This is a genomic window from Intrasporangium sp., assembly GCF_036566125.1.
GTDB lineage: Bacteria > Actinomycetota > Actinomycetes > Actinomycetales > Dermatophilaceae > Intrasporangium.
The window spans coordinates 1-15,287 of the sequence record NZ_DATCWX010000322.1; the positions used below are offsets into that span (position 1 = coordinate 1).

The window sequence follows — 15,287 nt, forward strand, 5'->3', positions numbered from 1 at the left end:
CCTGCCGGTGACGCACCGACCACGGGTGTGGCGGGTCGTGCCGCACCTCCCACTGACCGACGGCGGCAAGCTCGACCGTGCCGCGCTGGCCCGGTGAGCCGATGGCCGACGCCCTCATCGTCGCCGCACGCCGCACCCCCATCGGCACCGCGGGACGCCGTCTCGCCGGGATGACGGCCGCCGAGCTCGCGGCGACGGTGCTGCGCGCCGCGGCCGACGACGTCGGAGCAGTGCCGGCCGAGGTCGTCCTCGGCAACTGCATGGGTCCGGGCGGCGACGTCGCACGCGTGGCCGCGCTGACTGCAGGACTGCCCGTCGCCGTGCCCGCTATCACGGTGGACCGGCAGTGCGCGAGCGGCCTGGCGGCGATCGAGCTGGGTGCTCGGCTCGTCTCGGCTGGATCGGGGCCGGTGCTCGCTGGGGGAGTCGAGAGCGCCTCGACGGCGCCGTGGCGATTCTGGCCTCCGCAGGGCGACGGCCCGCCTGTCCGCTACGAGCGGGCCCCGTTCGCGCCCGCCGGCGAGGACGTGGCCATGGGCCTCGCAGCAGACCTCCTCGCGCAGGAGCGCGGCGTCACACGCCAACGACAGGACGCGTATGCCGCTGAGTCCCATGCGCGGGCCGTGCTGGCTGCCGCGCGGGGCGAGTTCGCCGACGAGATCGTCCCAGTGGACGGCATCTGCGCCGACGAGCGGCCGCGGGCCGGCCTCACCGCCGAACGTCTGGCGCGCTTCCCGGCCGCCTTCCGGGAGGGTGGGTCGGTGACCGTGGGGAACTCCTGCGGGATCAACGACGGCGCCGCGGCGGTTGGCATCGTCCCCGGTTCCGCACCGGACGCGACCGGCCGCCCCGGGCTCCGCGTGATCGGAGCCGCCTCGGTGGGAGTGGCACCGGGACGACCGGGCATCGGCCTCGTCCCCGCCGTGCACGCCGCGCTGGCCGAGGCCGGGCTGGGTGTCGAGGACCTCGATGTCATCGAGTTCAATGAGGCCTTCGCCGGCCAGGTTCTCGCCTGCTACGACGCCTTGGGCATCGACCCGAGCCGGGCGTGCACTGGTGGTGGCGCCCTGGCCCTGGGCCATCCCTGGGGCGCGAGTGGGGCCGTGCTGGTGGTGCGGCTCTTCACCCAGCTCGTCCGTCAGGGTCGAGGTCGCTATGGTCTCGCCGCCATCGCTGCCGGCGGTGGGCAGGGGACCGCGCTGGTGGTGGAAGCGTGCCGCTGATCGAGTTCGACGCAGTTGGGCACACCTACACGACCTCCGGCGTCGAGCGGACCGTGCTGCGAGACATCACCATCCGGCTCACCGAGCGCCGGATCGCGGTCATCGGGGCCAACGGGTCGGGCAAGTCGACGTTTGCGCGGATGCTCAACGCGCTCGTCGTCCCGACAGCCGGCGTGGTCCGGATCGACGGCCTCGACACGGCCCGGGACGCCCGTTCGATCCGGCGCCGCGTCGGGTTCTGCTTCACCGATCCCGATGCCCAGATCGTCATGCCGACCGTTGCCGAGGACGTCGCCTTCGGGCTGCGGCGGCACCGGCTGTCCAAGCCCGAGGTCGCGGCCAGGGTCGACTCCGCCCTCACGGCCTACGGTCTCGACGGGCATCGAGACCATCCGGCTCACCTGTTGTCCGGGGGCCAGAAGCAGCTGCTAGCCCTCGCCTCGGTCCTGGTCACCCGCCCGGACCTCGTCGTCATGGACGAGCCGACCACGCTGCTCGACCTCGTCAACACCCGAAGGGTGCGCGAGGTGGTCCGCCAGCTGGACCAGCAGGTCGTCGTCGTCACCCATGACCTCGACCTCCTCGACGACTTCGACCGGGTCCTCGTCTTCCACGATGCCCGGTTGGCCTTCGATGGCGCACCGGACGGGGCAGTCGACGCGTACCTGCGGCTCGTGTCGTGAGCGCGCTCGCCGTCTACGTGCCGCGCGACTCCGTCGTGCACCGCCTGCCTGCGGGCACCAAGCTGCTGCTCCTGGTTCTCGCCGCCGTCGGTGTCCTGGCCCTCCAGCAGCCCTGGCAGGTCGTGGTGGTCCTCGCGCTCATCGCAGTGCTCTATGGGGCGGCGCGGATCCCGTGGCGGACCGCGCTCGAGCAGGTCCGTCCACTCCTGTGGTTCCTCCTCGCCCTCGGGCTCTTCCAGGTCGTCGTCGCGGGATGGCAGCGGGCCGTGGTCGTCGTCGGGGCGATGCTGGGGCTGGTCCTGCTGGCCACCCTCGTCAGCCTCACCACCCGCACGACCGCCATGGTCGACGTCGTCGTGCGATGGCTCCGGCCGCTCCGACGCGTCGGCGTCGACCCCGAGCGGGTGGGCCTGCTCGTCGCACTCGGCATCCGGTCGGTGGCCGTCATCATCGAGCTGGCCCGCGAGGTGCGGCAGGCGCAGCTGGCGCGGGGCTCCTCGTCGAGCCCGCTCGCGTTCATCGTGCCGCTCGTCGTCAGGACACTCCGGCATGCCGATCGGCTGGCCGACGCGCTCGTCGCCCGCGGCGTCGAGGATTGATTCGGTACCACCCCCACCAGTCATGATCGAGTGAACAGCTTTCGGGGCCAAGGGCCCCGAAAGCTGTTCACTCGATCAGATGAGGCGGGGGTCTGTTATCAGTGTGGGGCGGTCTCGCGGGCGCGCTGGCTCACGAGGCGGCGGTGGGGGAGCAGACCCGGGTAGCCGCGGTGCACGGCACCCGCGACGAGGGTGGCGATGACGGCCTTGGCGAGATCTCCGACGAGGAAGAGCGAACTGCCCACCATGGCGGCGGGAAGGCTGATGCCCGCGCGCCACGCCGTGGCGGGGACGCCGATGGCGTAGAGGACGATGATGCCGCCCAGGACGATCGCGACGAGCCCGTACCCGGTGCTGTACGGGGCCCCGCGTCGGAAGATGAGTGCCCCGATGATGAAGGCCGCGATGGGGAAGCCGATGAGGTAACCCACGCTCGGGCCGGCGAAGACCCCGAGCCCGCCTCGTCCACCGGAAAGGAGTGGAAGCCCCAGGGCGACGAGGAAGAGGAAGAGGAGCACCGCGGACGCGCCCCGACGTGCGCCGAGCACTGCCCCGGCGATCATGATGCCGAGGGACTGCAGGGTGATCGGCACGGGGAAGCCGAACGGCGAGACTGCCGGCACAAGCCCCAACCCGGCGATGAGGCCCGCGAAGGTCGCGGTCAGGGCGAGGTCGCGGGTACGGCCGTGGGTCGAGCTCATGAATCTCCTCGGCGAGAGTCGGGTTGTCGCGGGTCAGGCGTGGCCAACCGTACGACGCGTCCGCACACCATGGCGAACGTGACCGCTGGATGGGCGGCAGCCGAGCAGCGGGAGGGTCACGCGGTTGGAGGGCGCCTCGTGATCACGTAGAGGTCGTCCGTGCGCCAGTCGGCGACCGCCCTGGGCGCCTCGCTCGAGCGGGCGTTGCGCGTCGAGACCCGGGTGAGGAGCCGGTCGAGTGTGGAGCGCGCTGCCTGGCCTCCTCGCACCACGGGAGCCGTCTCGACGACGTCGACCTCCAGCTCGGGCTGCTCCAGCGACCGCGGGTCGAACTCGAGGCTGCTGGTGATGATCTTGAGGTGGTCGGTCATGAGCACCGTCCCCGCTCGCCACAGCGCATCGGAGAGCTGGCCGGTGAGCGCGACGTCGATGCTGGCGCCGCCGTCGAGCAGGGTCGAGCCGGACGGGAACGCGTCCGTGAAGATGCCATAGGTCTCGGTCAAGTCGAGCAGCGCACACCAGAGCGGGCGAGCCGTCGTGTTGGTCAGCGTCACGGTGAAGGTCGGGGCGTGGTCCTCGATGTACGAGATCTCGAGCCGGCCGTCCGGTCCGATCTCGCCGGCCGTCGATGTCACGTCGATGCGGATCGAGCCGGGAGACAGCTGGGTCGCGGGGTTGCCCAACGACGAGAGCCGCAGCCAGCGCGCGACCCGCTCCAGAGCGAGGATCGTGCGCTCTTCGCGGTGGTGGCCGGCCACCACCGGGACGAGTGGGCGCGTGACTCCCGGCCGGGTGATCTCGAAGCCGTCGGGTCTCGCTCTGATGATCAGGTCGGCCGCAGCCGGGTCGGTGGTCAGTTGGATCAGGGTCGTGTCGGCCGAGGAGGCCGCCTGCTGCAGCGCGGTGGTCGGGTCGTGGTCCCCGACGATGGCGACGTCGAGGGGCTTGAGCGGGATCGTCTTGACGACCGCGCGGTAGACGAAGCCGGCGTCGAGCTCAGGCGTGAGGGTGACGATCGACCGGTCGGGCAGGACCGCGGTGACGTTGGCCTCGGCAAGTGGTGCGCCGTCCGTGTCCTCACCCAGCGCGTAGACCGCGAGCTCGGTCGTGTCGTCCCCGATCGGCTCGGGGATGCCGTGGACCGCCCCGGCGTCGATGCTCCAGCCGTCGGGCAACCGGCTCAGCGTCAGCTGCATCGGACGGGCCGGCAGGACCCCGCCGAGGAAGGCCAGGTCGAGGTCGGACGCATCCGCAGTCTCGAGCTGTGGGTGCTGGTCCTCGACCCGCGCCAGCACGCCCGCCGTGACGAACCGGTGGATGTCCCGGTAGCTGGGCTGCCCATTGTTGTCCCGGAGGGCTCGCTCGAGTGCCGCCGAGAGGGCCCCTCGCCCGCGACCACCGATCGTCAGCTCCTTGGCAGTCTCAGAGGCTCGGCACGCCGCGATGAGGACATGGGTCATCGTCGCTGCTGGGCTCCATGCCGATCGCGTGCGCCCATCGTCCGTCCGGTCGGGAGGTTCGTCCCCCAACGACGTCTCGGGCAGGAACGTGCTGAAGGGCCGCGGCCTGCCGTCCTCAGGAGCGAGTCGCAGCCGCACCCATGCAGGAGCGTCCCGGGTGCCGTCGCCGGAGTGGCAGCAGTCCAGGACGACGAGCAGGTGCCCGACCGAGCCACTCACGCTGGCCAGCAGTCCACTCAGCTCCTTGTCGGCCAGGTCCCAGCCGCCGGTCGAGCGGCTGTCGACGAGCACGACGGTCTCGTTGCGTCGGTCCGGCTCGAGGCGCCACAGCTCCGGAGGCGCGGTCTGCTGCGAGCCGTGGCCGCTGAAGTAGAACAGCGCTGTTGTCTCTGGCCCCCGGCCGCGCAGGTGGGACCGGATCGCCTCGGTCACGGCCTGGCGGGTCGCCTGCTCGTTCGTCAGCACGAGCAGGCTCAGGTCGGCCTCGGGCACCCGCGCCGCAAGGGTCTCTGCCATGGCCCCGACGTCGTTGACGCACCCCAGGAGTGGCGGCACCGGCGGCGGATAGGCATCGATGCCGACGAGCAGGGCTCGGAGCTCCGGCACCGGATCAGCCCTCGTCCCAGAGCAGGACGGTCTGCCAGAGACCGGGGTGGCGCTGCGCGCTGGCCACCCGGTCGGGATTGCTGCTCAGCATCGCCTTGAGGCGTCCCGTCCGCTCGGCATCGCTGACGTTCAGGTTCATCCCGATGACGGTGCCGCGCGCCGGCGGAATGGTCAGCCCCAGGCTGCTCCACGGGACCCGAGCCTCCAGCTCGTATCCGTCTGCCGTCGCGCGGCGGGCAACGTCGATCGAGGGCGCGACGTCGCCGGACACGAACTGTCCCTTGCTCACCGGGTTGATGGCGGCGATGCCATCTCGGTCGCCGTCCTCCACGACGCCGATCATCACGTGCAGGTCTTGACCCGCCCGGACGGTGTCCTGGGGACCGAGGGCGCGGGGGTCCGGCCCGAACTCGAACGAGATGCCGTCACCCGTCCAGAAGCTGCCCGGGCTCGACGTCCTGACGGGGGTGATCTGGGAGTCGGTGACGGCAGCGTGGACGAAGAGCGCATCCTTGTCCCACAGCAGCTGGAAGGAGCCCGACAGGCCGGCCCGGACCCCACCCCGCTGGTCGACGACCGCGGTCACGGGGTGACTGGTCACGGACCGCCAGTCGTCGAACTCCCCGTCGACGACGGGGGCCACCGGGGCACATCCGACGACGAAGGTGGTCTCCGGAGGTGACGACTGCGACGGCGAGCCACAGGCGATGCCCACGATCGGTTCGGCGCGCTGCAGGAGGCTCGGCAGGAAGCGCCAGCCGAGGAAGGCCACCGCGAGGAGCGCGGCCAACGCGACCAGCTTGAGCACGCGTGTAGGCCGCCAGCGGCGGCTGCCAGGTGCGCGACTGTCGGATGCGCGCGCATCATGCTGCGTGCGCCGATCCAGGTCCCGCTGCTGTCGCTCTCGCCGAGCCTGCTCGCGCGCCGCCCACTCCTTTCGGTCGCGATCCTCCTGCTGCACGTGCGGATCCGCCTCGACATGAGGCTGGCCTTCTCCGTCGGGCCCGACCTTGACCCGCTCGAGCAGCTCCGTCACGTCTGCGTAGTCGGGGCGCTCTGCCGCGATCCGCTCCAGGAGCGGCACCGCCGCCTGGGGAGTAGCCGACGCGAGCGACGACTTCGCGGCGGCGTAGAGCGACTCCCACCGTCCCTCTGGCGCGGGCTCGGCCAGGGTGTCGAGTGCGGAGACATCGAAGGGCTGGTCCGATCCCGACCGCACGAGGACGGCGGTGCCCCACTCGGAGACCTCGTCCGAGGTCGCCATCGCCTTGCGCACCTCGCAGATCGCGGCGTCGATCGGCAGACCTCGCGTCAGGAAGTAATAGAACTCGTGGCTGAAGACGAGCGCCGCCTTGTCGGAGATCTCGGTCTGCATGGCGACCACGGCTGGCAGCCCCTGACGCACCAGCGCCTGCGCCACTCCGGAGAAGGCGTCCCGTCCGCTCGTCCGCGCTCCCTCGCAGGCATTGAGCACGACCAGCTGCATGCCGTTGGCGTCGTGCAGGAGAGTGCCGAGGCGCGAGGCGCCGACGCGGTGCGCCGTGCCGTCCGGGCGCTCGAGGACGAGGACGCCCTCACCGGCGGTCTCGTCGAAACCACCGTGCCCGATGAAGTGGAAGACGTGGAACGTGTCGAGCAGCGCCCGCTGCAACGTGCTCAGCGTCGCCTCGGTGAGCACGACGAGCTCGAGCCGTCCGCTCGAGACCAGGTCGGCGGTCGTCGCCCGGAGGAGCTCCTCCTCGTGGGCGACCGCGAGTTCCGGCACATCCGAGGGGCTCGAGATGAGGACGAGCACGCGCAGGGGTGCAGTCACCCGGACGGCTGCCGGCACGTCCAGCGCGTCGAAGGACCGGACGATGGGTGTCTGGGTGGACAGCGTGAGGAACCGCCCCAGCTCGCTGTCGTAGAGGTACTCCCAGGGAACCGGCTCCAGGTCGGGAGTGGCCTCGAGGAACAGTCGCACCCGCAGGCCCGCGCCCTGCCCCTTCGCCGTCGACAGGCTCTCGCGGAACAGCCTGCCGACGTCGCCCGCGAGCAATGCGCCGCCGAGCCGCGCGCCGTAGTCCTTGACCTCCCGCACGGGTGCCTCCGCCGGGACCAGACGACGCGAGGAGACACGGGGAGGCCCGACGGCGGTCATGAACTGGGCGAGCTCCACCGGCTTGAAGGGCAGGGAGAAGGCCGCATCGCCCGTGCCGGCAGGGGAGCTCGTGACGCGGGCCACCTGCCCGGCCGCGGTGGTTTCGATGGAGACCTCGAAGTCGAGATAGTCGCGTTCCACGGAGACCCCCTCACAGGCCTCACACACAGACCCACACGGATCGGTGCATCGCCCTGACCCTGAGTAAGAGGCTAGTCCCGAGCAGGGTGATACTCACGGATTCGCCCGATCCGCACCCGAGCCGTACCATCGTCCGAGAGCGGCCGGATGGCCCGCGCGGACGAGGGAGCCGTACCCGCCCAGCGACAAGACGGCCGCACTGGAGACATCGTGCACTGGCTCGTGCTCATCATCTCGGGCGTCCTGGAGGCTGTCTGGGCCACTGCTCTAGCGACGTCCGACCGCTTCCGCCGCCCCCGGCCGACCGTCCTCTTCGCGGTGGCGCTCGCCGCCAGCATGGGAGGTCTCGCCTTCGCGATGACCGGCCTGCCCACCGGCACCTCGTACGCCGTGTGGGTCGGAATCGGCGCCGTCTGCACCGTCCTGCTCGCCGCAGCCCGAGGACGCGAGCGCCTGGATGCCCGCCGCGCAGCGCTCCTCCTGCTGCTCATCGGCAGCGTCGTCGGCCTCAAGGTGGTGTCCTGATGCCGTGGGTGGTCCTGCTCGTCAGCGCCGTGCTCGAGGCGGTCTGGGCCACCGCGCTCGGGGCGTCCGACGGCCTCTCGCGGCCCGTGCCCACCGTCGTGTTCCTCGTCGCACTGGCGGCCAGCATGGTCGGTCTGGCCGTGGCCTCGGAGTCCATCCCGATCGGCACGGCCTACGCCGTGTGGACCGGGGTGGGTGCCGCGCTCACGGTGACGTGGGCCATCACGGTCGGTGGTGAATCTGCCTCAGCCGCAAAGCTTCTCCTGTTGAACGGGATCGTCGTCGCCGTTGTCGGCCTCCGGTTCGTGGGCCATCATGGAGCCGACACGGATCCGACGTGACACTGCACACCATCCGCGTCCGCGCCAGGGCCGTCGACCTAGGCTGGAAGTGGGAGCCGAGCGCGTGGCGCGAGGCGGCCCGCGAAGGAGCAGTGACGATCATGACCGCGAACCAGACCCCGGTCACCCCGTCCACAGATCTACCCGTCACCCCTCAAGTCGACCGCACCGGCGCCGACACGGACCTGCACGACCGTGCCGTCAAGCGCCTCAAGGCGAAGGAGGAGTTCCGCGTCCACCTGCTGATCTACGCGCTCGTCAACGGCATGCTCGTGGTCATCTGGGCGATGACCGGCGCGAACTTCTTCTGGCCGATCTTCCTGCTTGCCGGGTGGGGCATCGGCCTCGTGGCGCACGCAATGGACGTGTACTGGCGGCACGACCCGACCGAGTCGGAGATCGCCTCGGAGATGGACCGGTTGCGCACCAGGTGACCCTACGGCGCCGGTGACGGGCTGTCGCCACTAGGCTCCGATGGATGGATGGGTGGTGGCTCGAGGCTGTCGGCTGGATCGGCTCCGCCGTGTTGGTGTGGTCCCTGCTGCAGACCGAGCTGCACCGGCTCCGGATCATCAACCTCATCGGTTGCCTGGTCCTCATCGTCTACAACGGTGTCGTCGGCGTATGGCCCATGGTCGGGCTCAACATCGTGCTCGCCGTCATCAACGTCGTGCACCTGCTGCGCATGTCGAGAGAGCGCCACGACTCGGGCGTCTACGAGGTGATCGAGGTTGCCGGCGACGACGAGTTCCTGCGGCATGGTCTGCGGGTGCACGAGGCGGACATCCGCCGCCACAACCCCGGTTTCGTCCACGACCCGTTCACGGGCGACCCGTGCTACCTCATCGTCAAGGGCGACACGGCGGTGGGCGTCGTGCTCATGCGGAACCTGGGCGATGGGCGGGCGCAGCTGCTGCTCGATTACGTGACGCCGCCCTATCGGGACCTCTCGCCAGGTGAGTTCGTCTTCGGGTCCGACGGTCCCTTCCGCAGCCAGGGCTACCGCGAGATCCTGACCCCGCCCGGGATGGTGGACCCGTACTACGAGCGACTCGGCTTCCGGAAGCAGGGCGACGCCTACGTCCTGTGACGGGCGCTTTCTGCGCCCTCGACGAGGAGCCAGCCCAGCGGCATACGGCACACGCTTTTGCCGTATGCCGCTGAGCTCGCTCCCGCTCGCAAGGTGGCCGCGCGCTCCAGTGGTCTCTCGTGCGCCGTGGTCGGCTCAGGAGAGCTTGCGGCACCTGGTCATGAAGCGGTCCGCGTTGACAATCGCGCGGTGGAGCTCACCGCCGCCGAGCTCGTCGCCATCGGCGTCCGTGACCCGTACGAAACAGACCAGCCGCCGTCCGTCGTTGATCGGCTCGGCGCACTCGATCGTCACCTCCGTACCGACCGGGCTGCCCTTGGTGTGCTCGAACTTCACCATCGTCCCGACGGTCGTGTGATCAGGGTCGACGGACTTCTGGCACACCTGGAAGGACGCGGACTCGCACCACAGGATGAGGCGTGGCGTCGCGAGGACGTCGAGGTCCCCTGTCCCCAGCTTCACCGCCGTGTCGTCGGGCGTCACGGTGTGCTGGAACTGGCGCATTGGCATTACTCGAGTCTCGCACGGATCGGGAGCCGCTCCGATTCGGGGGCCCAAAGGCGATCTGATCGTCGCCGCGTGTCCGCACCGTCCCGGGCCCACGGTGCTGCCAACCTTGGCGTGTGGACACCCACGTCATGGTGCTCGCGGTGGCTCTCGCGTTCACGGCGGTGCTCAACTGGGTCGCCGTCGCACGCGGGGACCAGGTGGTCGACCTCATCACGAGGCCGACCTTTCTGCTCCTGCTCATCGGCCTGGCCTGGTCTCTCGCCGCGGTGCCCGGTGCAGCCGACGGAGCGGCCGGGCGGGCCCTACCGCCGGTCATCACGGCGCTCGGCCTCTCTCTGGTGACCGACCTGCTGCTCCTCACGGCGACCGAGCAGAGGTACCTGGTCGGCCTCTGGACCTCCCTGCTCGCCCACGTCGCTTGGGCATGGGCCGTTCTCTCGGTGCCCGGCCAGGACGGACTCCCATGGTGGGTCTTGATTGCGGTCCCGCTCATCGTCGTCGTGCACGGGCGATGGGGGCGCGACGTCATCCGCTTCGCCGGGCGGCAGCGAGGCGTCGTGTTCCTCCACCTGGTGTCGCTCGTCGGCCTGGTCCTCGTGGCGGCCTGGCAGGGCGACGGGGTCATCCTCGGCGGCGGCGCACTGCTGCTCGTCTCGTACCTCGTCCTCGGGCACGACCGGTTCTGTCTCGAACGGCGGTGGGCACCCTCCCTCGTCAGGGTCGCGTACCACCCCGCGCTCGTGCTCCTCGTCGTCGGCCTGTTCGGTGATGGGATGTTCGGGCGATAAGGGACAAACGCTCAGGAGATTCCGCCATTCGGCTGAAGTCCCGCCCGGCCCGACCTTCAATGATCTGAAGGCAGGTTTGCCAGCCTGCTGCTCCCGCCCATCGAACCCGACGAGAAACGGGGCCTCCACCCATGACCTCTTCATCCGCATCACCAACCGCAAGGCCGTTCGCGACAGTTGGAGGGAGGTCCCGCCTCGTCGGCTGGGTCATCGGCGCCCTTGCGGTGGTGGGACTGACCGCGTCCCCGGCCCTGGCGGCCAAGCCCGAGCCACCTCCCCTGCCGGTGGTCACCGTCTCTGTCTCGACGCCGGACCTGGGACTCGGTGGCGCCGTCCCCGCCGTGCTCGCGAAGGCCGGCGACCCGATCGCCCTGACACTGACCTCCTCCCAGACGTTCACCCAGGCCGTTACCTTCAACCTTGTCGTCACCGTCGCGGACGGGTCACCGGACGGCGTGCTCAGCCCGAACCAGGTCACGCTGCCCGCCAACGCGCTGTCGGTGGCAGCGACGGTGACCTACTCGGCCGTCGAGAACGGGGTGACCATCACGCCTTCGATCGGCGGCAAGGGCAAGCCGATCAGTTTCACGGCGGTCCCCTCGACCCCCTTCGACAGCCTGCGGACGCTGCAGCTCGCCGACCAGGGAACAACCCTCTTCGGCGCGGACACCTGCACGACAACGACGCCCGAGACCAACTGCGGCGTCGCTGTGCTGCCGCTCAGCTTCGCGTCCCAACGGGCCGCGCTGTCCACCGGTGCAACAGCCGGCGAGTGTGCCGGTGGTCCGTGCAAGGCCGGCTCCACCGTCGTGCAGTTCATCGCCGCGCTGGAGGGTTACACCGCGCAGTCGCCGGCCACACTGATCTTCCGCTGCGACAAGACGCAGTGCAGCAACGGCGGCGTGAACAAGTTCAAGGTCTACTACACGTACTTGTCCTCAGGACCGCTCGACACCGTGGCTCCGGCGTGCCTGCTCAAGGGGCAGGCCAACGTCGACCCGGCGACGGGGGAGCCGGTGGCCTGCGTCGACTACGTCAACAGTTCGCGCGACAACGCCGGCGACACGCTCCTCTACTTCAACTTCACCCACGACGTTCGCGGTACCGGCTACTGATCGGACCTATCCGCGGGCTGCCTGACCGGACTGGCCGCTCACTTCGGTGGCGGCCAGATCCGTCGTGTCGAACGGCGGCGGGAGATGGAGGACGCCGAGGCGCGTGAGGCACTCCTGCGCCTCGGCGAGCTCGGCCGTGCGGTCGCGGCGGGTCCGTGGGGAGACCAGCGCCAGCCCCATGAGGTTGAGCGCACGCACATGCCCTCCGTCGTGCCGCGTCGTCACGTCGCGGCCTTTTTCGAAGGCCGTCTCGGCTGCTTCCCAGTCGCCGGTGAGGGCCAGGGCGGCGCCCCTGATCAAGTGCAGCCTCGCCTCCAGGTCGTCGACGCCCGCGGCCTGCGCGCTGGGCAGGAGCGCGTCCGCGTCCGCCAGGGCCTCGGTGAACTCATGCGCGACGAGGCGGCAGTGCACCAGCGCGACCGAGGCGTCGACCGCCTCGTGCTCCAGCCCCAGGGCCTCGAGCGCGGACCGCGCCTGCTGGAGCAGCTCCCGGGCATCGTCGAGCCGGCCCTGGCCGAGGCGGACCTTGCCGAGCTCGCGGTCCACGAGGGCGACGAGCTCAGGGTCGTCGGTGGCCAGGGCGCCCCGGCGGGCTGCCGCGAGCAACGGCGCGGCCTCGTCGTAGCGTGCCTGACGCTGGAGGACATCCGACCGGTTGTAGAGGGAGTTGGCCTCGTTGGCTGTGTCGCCGACCCTGCGGAACAGCTCAGTGGCCTCGTCGAACCTGGCGTCGGCGGTGTCCCAGTCGCCGTCGGCCAGCGAGCGGATGGCAAGGTTGGTGAGGGAGTGGCCTTGGCCGAGCAGGTCGCCCGCTGCGGTGTAGGCGGCCAGGGACAGCTCGCCGTATGGCTCGTCCGGCTGCTCGCCCGCGGCGGTGCTGATGAGCTCCCGGTAGTTGTAGGCCAGGGCAAGGGCACTCGAGTCGTCCGACTCGCGGGCCTCCTCCACGGCGATTCGGCTCCAGCGCAGGGCGTCGTCGTGACGCGACCGCAGGTGGTGCACGACCGCGAGGCGACTGGCCAGTCGTGAGCGCTCCGCCGCCGCCAGTGGACCCTCGATGCTCTGGAGGCGGGCTCGCGCGTTGCCGGCGATCCGGCTTGCGGTGCCGAACGCGCCGAGGCGCTGGTGGATCCTCGTCTCCTTCACCGTCAGGCTCGCGAAAGCCAGAGCATCCTGGCGCAGGAGCGTCTTCGCCCTGCGGTAGGCATCGACGGCGTCCCGAGAGAGGCCGGCGAGGTCGGCCACGTCGCCCTTCGCCTCGAGCACCCGGGCCTGCTCATCCGGCGGAACGTCACTCACGTTGCGAGAGGCTGCCAGGGCCCGGTCATAGAGGGCCATCGCCTCCGGATAGCTGAAGGAGTGCCGAGCGCGGTCCCCGGCGATGCGGGAGTAGGACCAGGCCCGCCCGTAGTCGCCGGCCTCGAAGAAGTGGGTTGAGAGGCGCTCGCTCGCCGCCTCGCGGTCCTCGGCACGCTCCAGGACCTCACCGACGCGCAAGTGCATGCTCCGACGCAGTCGGTAGGGAAGACCGGCGTACGCGACGTCCCGGATCAGGGGGTTGTGGAAGCGGAACCAGCTCTGGACCGGCCCATCTGGTTCGATGAAGCCGCGAAGGTCCCGGATGTCCGCATCGTTGATCGACCATCCCTGGGAGGCAACCATCTCCTGGAGGTCCGCGACGTCAAACCGCTCACCCAGGACCGCAGCGAAGCGCAGCAGGGTCCGGCACCGGGGTGCGAGCCGATCGATCCGGCCCCCGATGAGCGAGTCGATCGAGTCGGGCAGGTCCTCCTCGGAGGTCGTCCGGACCGTGTCGATGAGGGCGCGCAGGAACAGCGGGTTTCCGCCCGCCTTGGCGGCGACACGGCGGAGCAGGTGGGCGCTGACGGGTCGGTCCGCCGTGATGGCCTCGAGGAACGACACGGACGCCGCCTGGTCGAGTGGTGCAAGCTCGATCCGGGTCACCGCGTCGTCCTCGGTCGACTCCAGCCCACCGGGATCGGGACGCCGGCCGGTGAGGACGAGCCACGGCTGGTCGTGCGCCTCTCGCAGCAATTCCCGGACGACGTCGGCACTGGACTCGTCCATCCGGTCCGCGCCCTCGAAGAGGAACAGCGTGGGCCCAGTATGTGCGGAGCGGATCAGCGACACCACGACCTGGGAGAGTCGCGCCGGACGGAACCGCTCGTCGAGGTCGCGGAGCTCAGGCGTCTCTGGGAGCCCGAAGCCGAGGACCGTCGCGAGCAGCGGCGCCCACGCTTCGAGGTCAGGGGAGTGTTGACGGATCGCCGCCAGCAGGGCGGCCTCGAGCTCCCAGGTTTCCGCGGCAGGACTGGCGCCGATGACGTCACGGAGCAGGCGCCGGATCGCCTGGTGGGAGCTCGCGCCGCCGAAGCGCCCACTCGTGCCCCGCAGGACGGTGAAGTCCGGCGCGGACTCGCACAGCCAGCCGATGAGGGACGACTTGCCCAGCCCTGCATCGGCCACCAGCTCGACCCAACCGCCCTGGCCGTGGCGTGCGTTGCCGAGAGCGGCTGCGAGGATGCCGATCTCGTGGTCCCGACCGTGCAGTCCCACGGTTCCAGACGACGTGGTGCGCAAGTTGTCCCCGGTGGCCGTCACGAGTGAGGCCTGGATGGGATGTGACTTGCCCTTGACGAGGAAGGGCGGCACCTCCGTTGCCACGATGCCCCCACCAGCGCGGCTCACGACATCCCGCACGGCGAGGACCTGACCGGGACTCGACTTGCCCATGACCCGGGCAGCGACATTGATGGCATCGCCCTTGATCGAGTAGGTCCGGCGGAACGACGGACCGAAGTCGGAGGCGAAGACCCGCCCGCGGTTGACACCGACGCGCAGCGGCAGCCGCCCTGCACAGTCGACGACGCGCCGCGTGGCCGTGAGCATGCGCCGCTCGAGGTCCTCACCGCCACGCGGCGCACCGGCGGCGAGCATGATCTTGCCCCCGTCTCTGTTGATGTCGCTCTCGAGGAAGGTCACTCCCTGGGACTCGCACGCAGACTGGACATTGCGAACGACCTCGTCGAGAGCCGTCGCCAGGGACTCGGGGCCTTCGACCGCGATGAGGTCGTCCGTGCCGGAGAACTGGATGAAGGCAACGGCGATCGTGCGGTGCTCGGCCTCGCCGGCTGCCGCGAGGAGGTGGGTGCGGACCGGCGGTGGGAGGAGGACGGCGATCCCGGAAGCCGTCGACGGCGAGGGACGAGCGGGCACCTGGGTCAGGCTGCGTCCGGCGGCCCCTTGCCCACCGGGGGCGCGGCGCACGAGGATCAGTCCGTCGGCGGTCTGCGCGACCGCGGACCTGGGCAGGTCGGCGGCCGTCTCCGGGCTGACGGCGATCT

The 15,287-nt window shown here is 70.5% G+C and carries 14 protein-coding genes and 1 riboswitch; of the genes, 9 read left to right on the forward strand and 5 right to left on the reverse strand.

The window, feature by feature from the left end:
- The first annotated feature begins 101 nt into the window (after positions 1 to 101).
- From VIR15_RS19355 to VIR15_RS19365, 3 genes are read left to right on the forward strand one after another with little or no spacing between them, the layout of a single operon-like run.
- On the forward strand, positions 102 to 1,223 hold the full coding sequence (locus VIR15_RS19355; RefSeq protein WP_331930786.1) for a thiolase family protein: 1,122 nt from the start codon (positions 102 to 104) through the stop codon (positions 1,221 to 1,223).
- Positions 1,214 to 1,906, forward strand: coding sequence for an energy-coupling factor ABC transporter ATP-binding protein (locus VIR15_RS19360; protein ID WP_331930788.1), 693 nt, complete (start codon positions 1,214 to 1,216; stop codon positions 1,904 to 1,906). The genes VIR15_RS19355 and VIR15_RS19360 overlap by 10 nt, the downstream gene beginning before the upstream one ends.
- Positions 1,903 to 2,505, forward strand: coding sequence for an energy-coupling factor transporter transmembrane component T family protein (locus VIR15_RS19365; RefSeq protein WP_331930790.1), 603 nt, complete (start codon positions 1,903 to 1,905; stop codon positions 2,503 to 2,505). Before VIR15_RS19360 ends, VIR15_RS19365 begins: the two co-directional genes overlap by 4 nt.
- A gap of 98 nt (positions 2,506 to 2,603) precedes the next feature.
- On the opposite strand, the gene VIR15_RS19370 is transcribed toward VIR15_RS19365, so the two are convergent.
- From VIR15_RS19370 to VIR15_RS19380, 3 genes are all read right to left on the reverse strand, one after another.
- Positions 2,604 to 3,206 carry a biotin transporter BioY gene (locus tag VIR15_RS19370; RefSeq protein WP_331930792.1) on the reverse strand — a complete coding sequence of 201 codons (603 nt, stop codon included), beginning with the start codon at positions 3,204 to 3,206 and terminating at the stop codon, positions 2,604 to 2,606.
- 116 nt (positions 3,207 to 3,322) lie between these two features.
- Positions 3,323 to 5,272, reverse strand: a complete 1,950-nt coding sequence (locus tag VIR15_RS19375) for a caspase family protein (RefSeq protein ID WP_331930794.1) — start codon at positions 5,270 to 5,272, stop codon at positions 3,323 to 3,325.
- Positions 5,273 to 5,276: 4 nt separating this feature from the next.
- Complete coding sequence (locus VIR15_RS19380) at positions 5,277 to 7,553, reverse strand: CHAT domain-containing protein (RefSeq protein WP_331930796.1); 2,277 nt, start codon at positions 7,551 to 7,553, stop codon at positions 5,277 to 5,279.
- Positions 7,554 to 7,689: 136 nt separating this feature from the next.
- Positions 7,690 to 7,754, forward strand: a riboswitch (guanidine-III (ykkC-III) riboswitch).
- A 9-nt stretch (positions 7,755 to 7,763) separates the two neighbouring features.
- Here VIR15_RS19380 and VIR15_RS19385 point away from each other — a divergent pair.
- From VIR15_RS19385 to VIR15_RS19400, 4 genes are read left to right on the forward strand one after another with little or no spacing between them, the layout of a single operon-like run.
- Complete coding sequence (locus VIR15_RS19385) at positions 7,764 to 8,078, forward strand: DMT family transporter (protein WP_331930798.1); 315 nt, start codon at positions 7,764 to 7,766, stop codon at positions 8,076 to 8,078.
- Positions 8,078 to 8,419 carry a DMT family transporter gene (locus VIR15_RS19390; protein WP_331930800.1) on the forward strand — a complete coding sequence of 114 codons (342 nt, stop codon included), beginning with the start codon at positions 8,078 to 8,080 and terminating at the stop codon, positions 8,417 to 8,419. The genes VIR15_RS19385 and VIR15_RS19390 overlap by 1 nt, the downstream gene beginning before the upstream one ends.
- A complete protein-coding gene (locus VIR15_RS19395; protein WP_331930802.1) occupies positions 8,416 to 8,853 on the forward strand; it encodes a 2TM domain-containing protein in 438 nt (145 codons plus the stop codon). Before VIR15_RS19390 ends, VIR15_RS19395 begins: the two co-directional genes overlap by 4 nt.
- Before the next feature lie 44 nt (positions 8,854 to 8,897).
- Positions 8,898 to 9,509, forward strand: coding sequence for a YgjV family protein (locus VIR15_RS19400; protein ID WP_331930804.1), 612 nt, complete (start codon positions 8,898 to 8,900; stop codon positions 9,507 to 9,509).
- A 135-nt stretch (positions 9,510 to 9,644) separates the two neighbouring features.
- On the opposite strand, the gene VIR15_RS19405 is transcribed toward VIR15_RS19400, so the two are convergent.
- Positions 9,645 to 10,019: a thioesterase family protein gene (locus tag VIR15_RS19405; protein WP_331930806.1), complete on the reverse strand. Its 375-nt coding sequence runs from the start codon at positions 10,017 to 10,019 to the stop codon at positions 9,645 to 9,647.
- Between the two features lie 113 nt (positions 10,020 to 10,132).
- Between VIR15_RS19405 and VIR15_RS19410 the strand changes: the two genes are divergently transcribed.
- Together VIR15_RS19410 and VIR15_RS19415 are read left to right on the forward strand one after the other, a co-directional pair.
- The gene (locus tag VIR15_RS19410; protein WP_331930808.1) at positions 10,133 to 10,807 is read left to right on the forward strand and encodes a lysoplasmalogenase family protein; all 675 of its coding nucleotides are present in this window, start codon (positions 10,133 to 10,135) and stop codon (positions 10,805 to 10,807) included.
- A gap of 131 nt (positions 10,808 to 10,938) precedes the next feature.
- Positions 10,939 to 11,922, forward strand: coding sequence for a hypothetical protein (locus tag VIR15_RS19415; RefSeq protein WP_331930810.1), 984 nt, complete (start codon positions 10,939 to 10,941; stop codon positions 11,920 to 11,922).
- A 6-nt stretch (positions 11,923 to 11,928) separates the two neighbouring features.
- On the opposite strand, the gene VIR15_RS19420 is transcribed toward VIR15_RS19415, so the two are convergent.
- Positions 11,929 to 15,287: ATP-binding protein (locus VIR15_RS19420; RefSeq protein ID WP_331930812.1), on the reverse strand; the 3,359-nt coding region annotated here is incomplete at its 5' end.

Excerpts from the sequence above, each read along its gene's own strand:
- VIR15_RS19415 (WP_331930810.1), top strand. The coding sequence starts at position 10,939 with ATGACCTCTTCATCCGCATCACCAACCGCAAGGCCGTTCGCGACAGTT.
- VIR15_RS19405 (WP_331930806.1), bottom strand. The coding sequence starts at position 10,019 with ATGCCAATGCGCCAGTTCCAGCACACCGTGACGCCCGACGACACGGCG.
- VIR15_RS19390 (WP_331930800.1), top strand. The coding sequence starts at position 8,078 with ATGCCGTGGGTGGTCCTGCTCGTCAGCGCCGTGCTCGAGGCGGTCTGG.
- VIR15_RS19400 (WP_331930804.1), top strand. The coding sequence starts at position 8,898 with ATGGATGGGTGGTGGCTCGAGGCTGTCGGCTGGATCGGCTCCGCCGTG.
- VIR15_RS19370 (WP_331930792.1), bottom strand. The coding sequence starts at position 3,206 with ATGAGCTCGACCCACGGCCGTACCCGCGACCTCGCCCTGACCGCGACC.
- VIR15_RS19355 (WP_331930786.1), top strand. The coding sequence starts at position 102 with ATGGCCGACGCCCTCATCGTCGCCGCACGCCGCACCCCCATCGGCACC.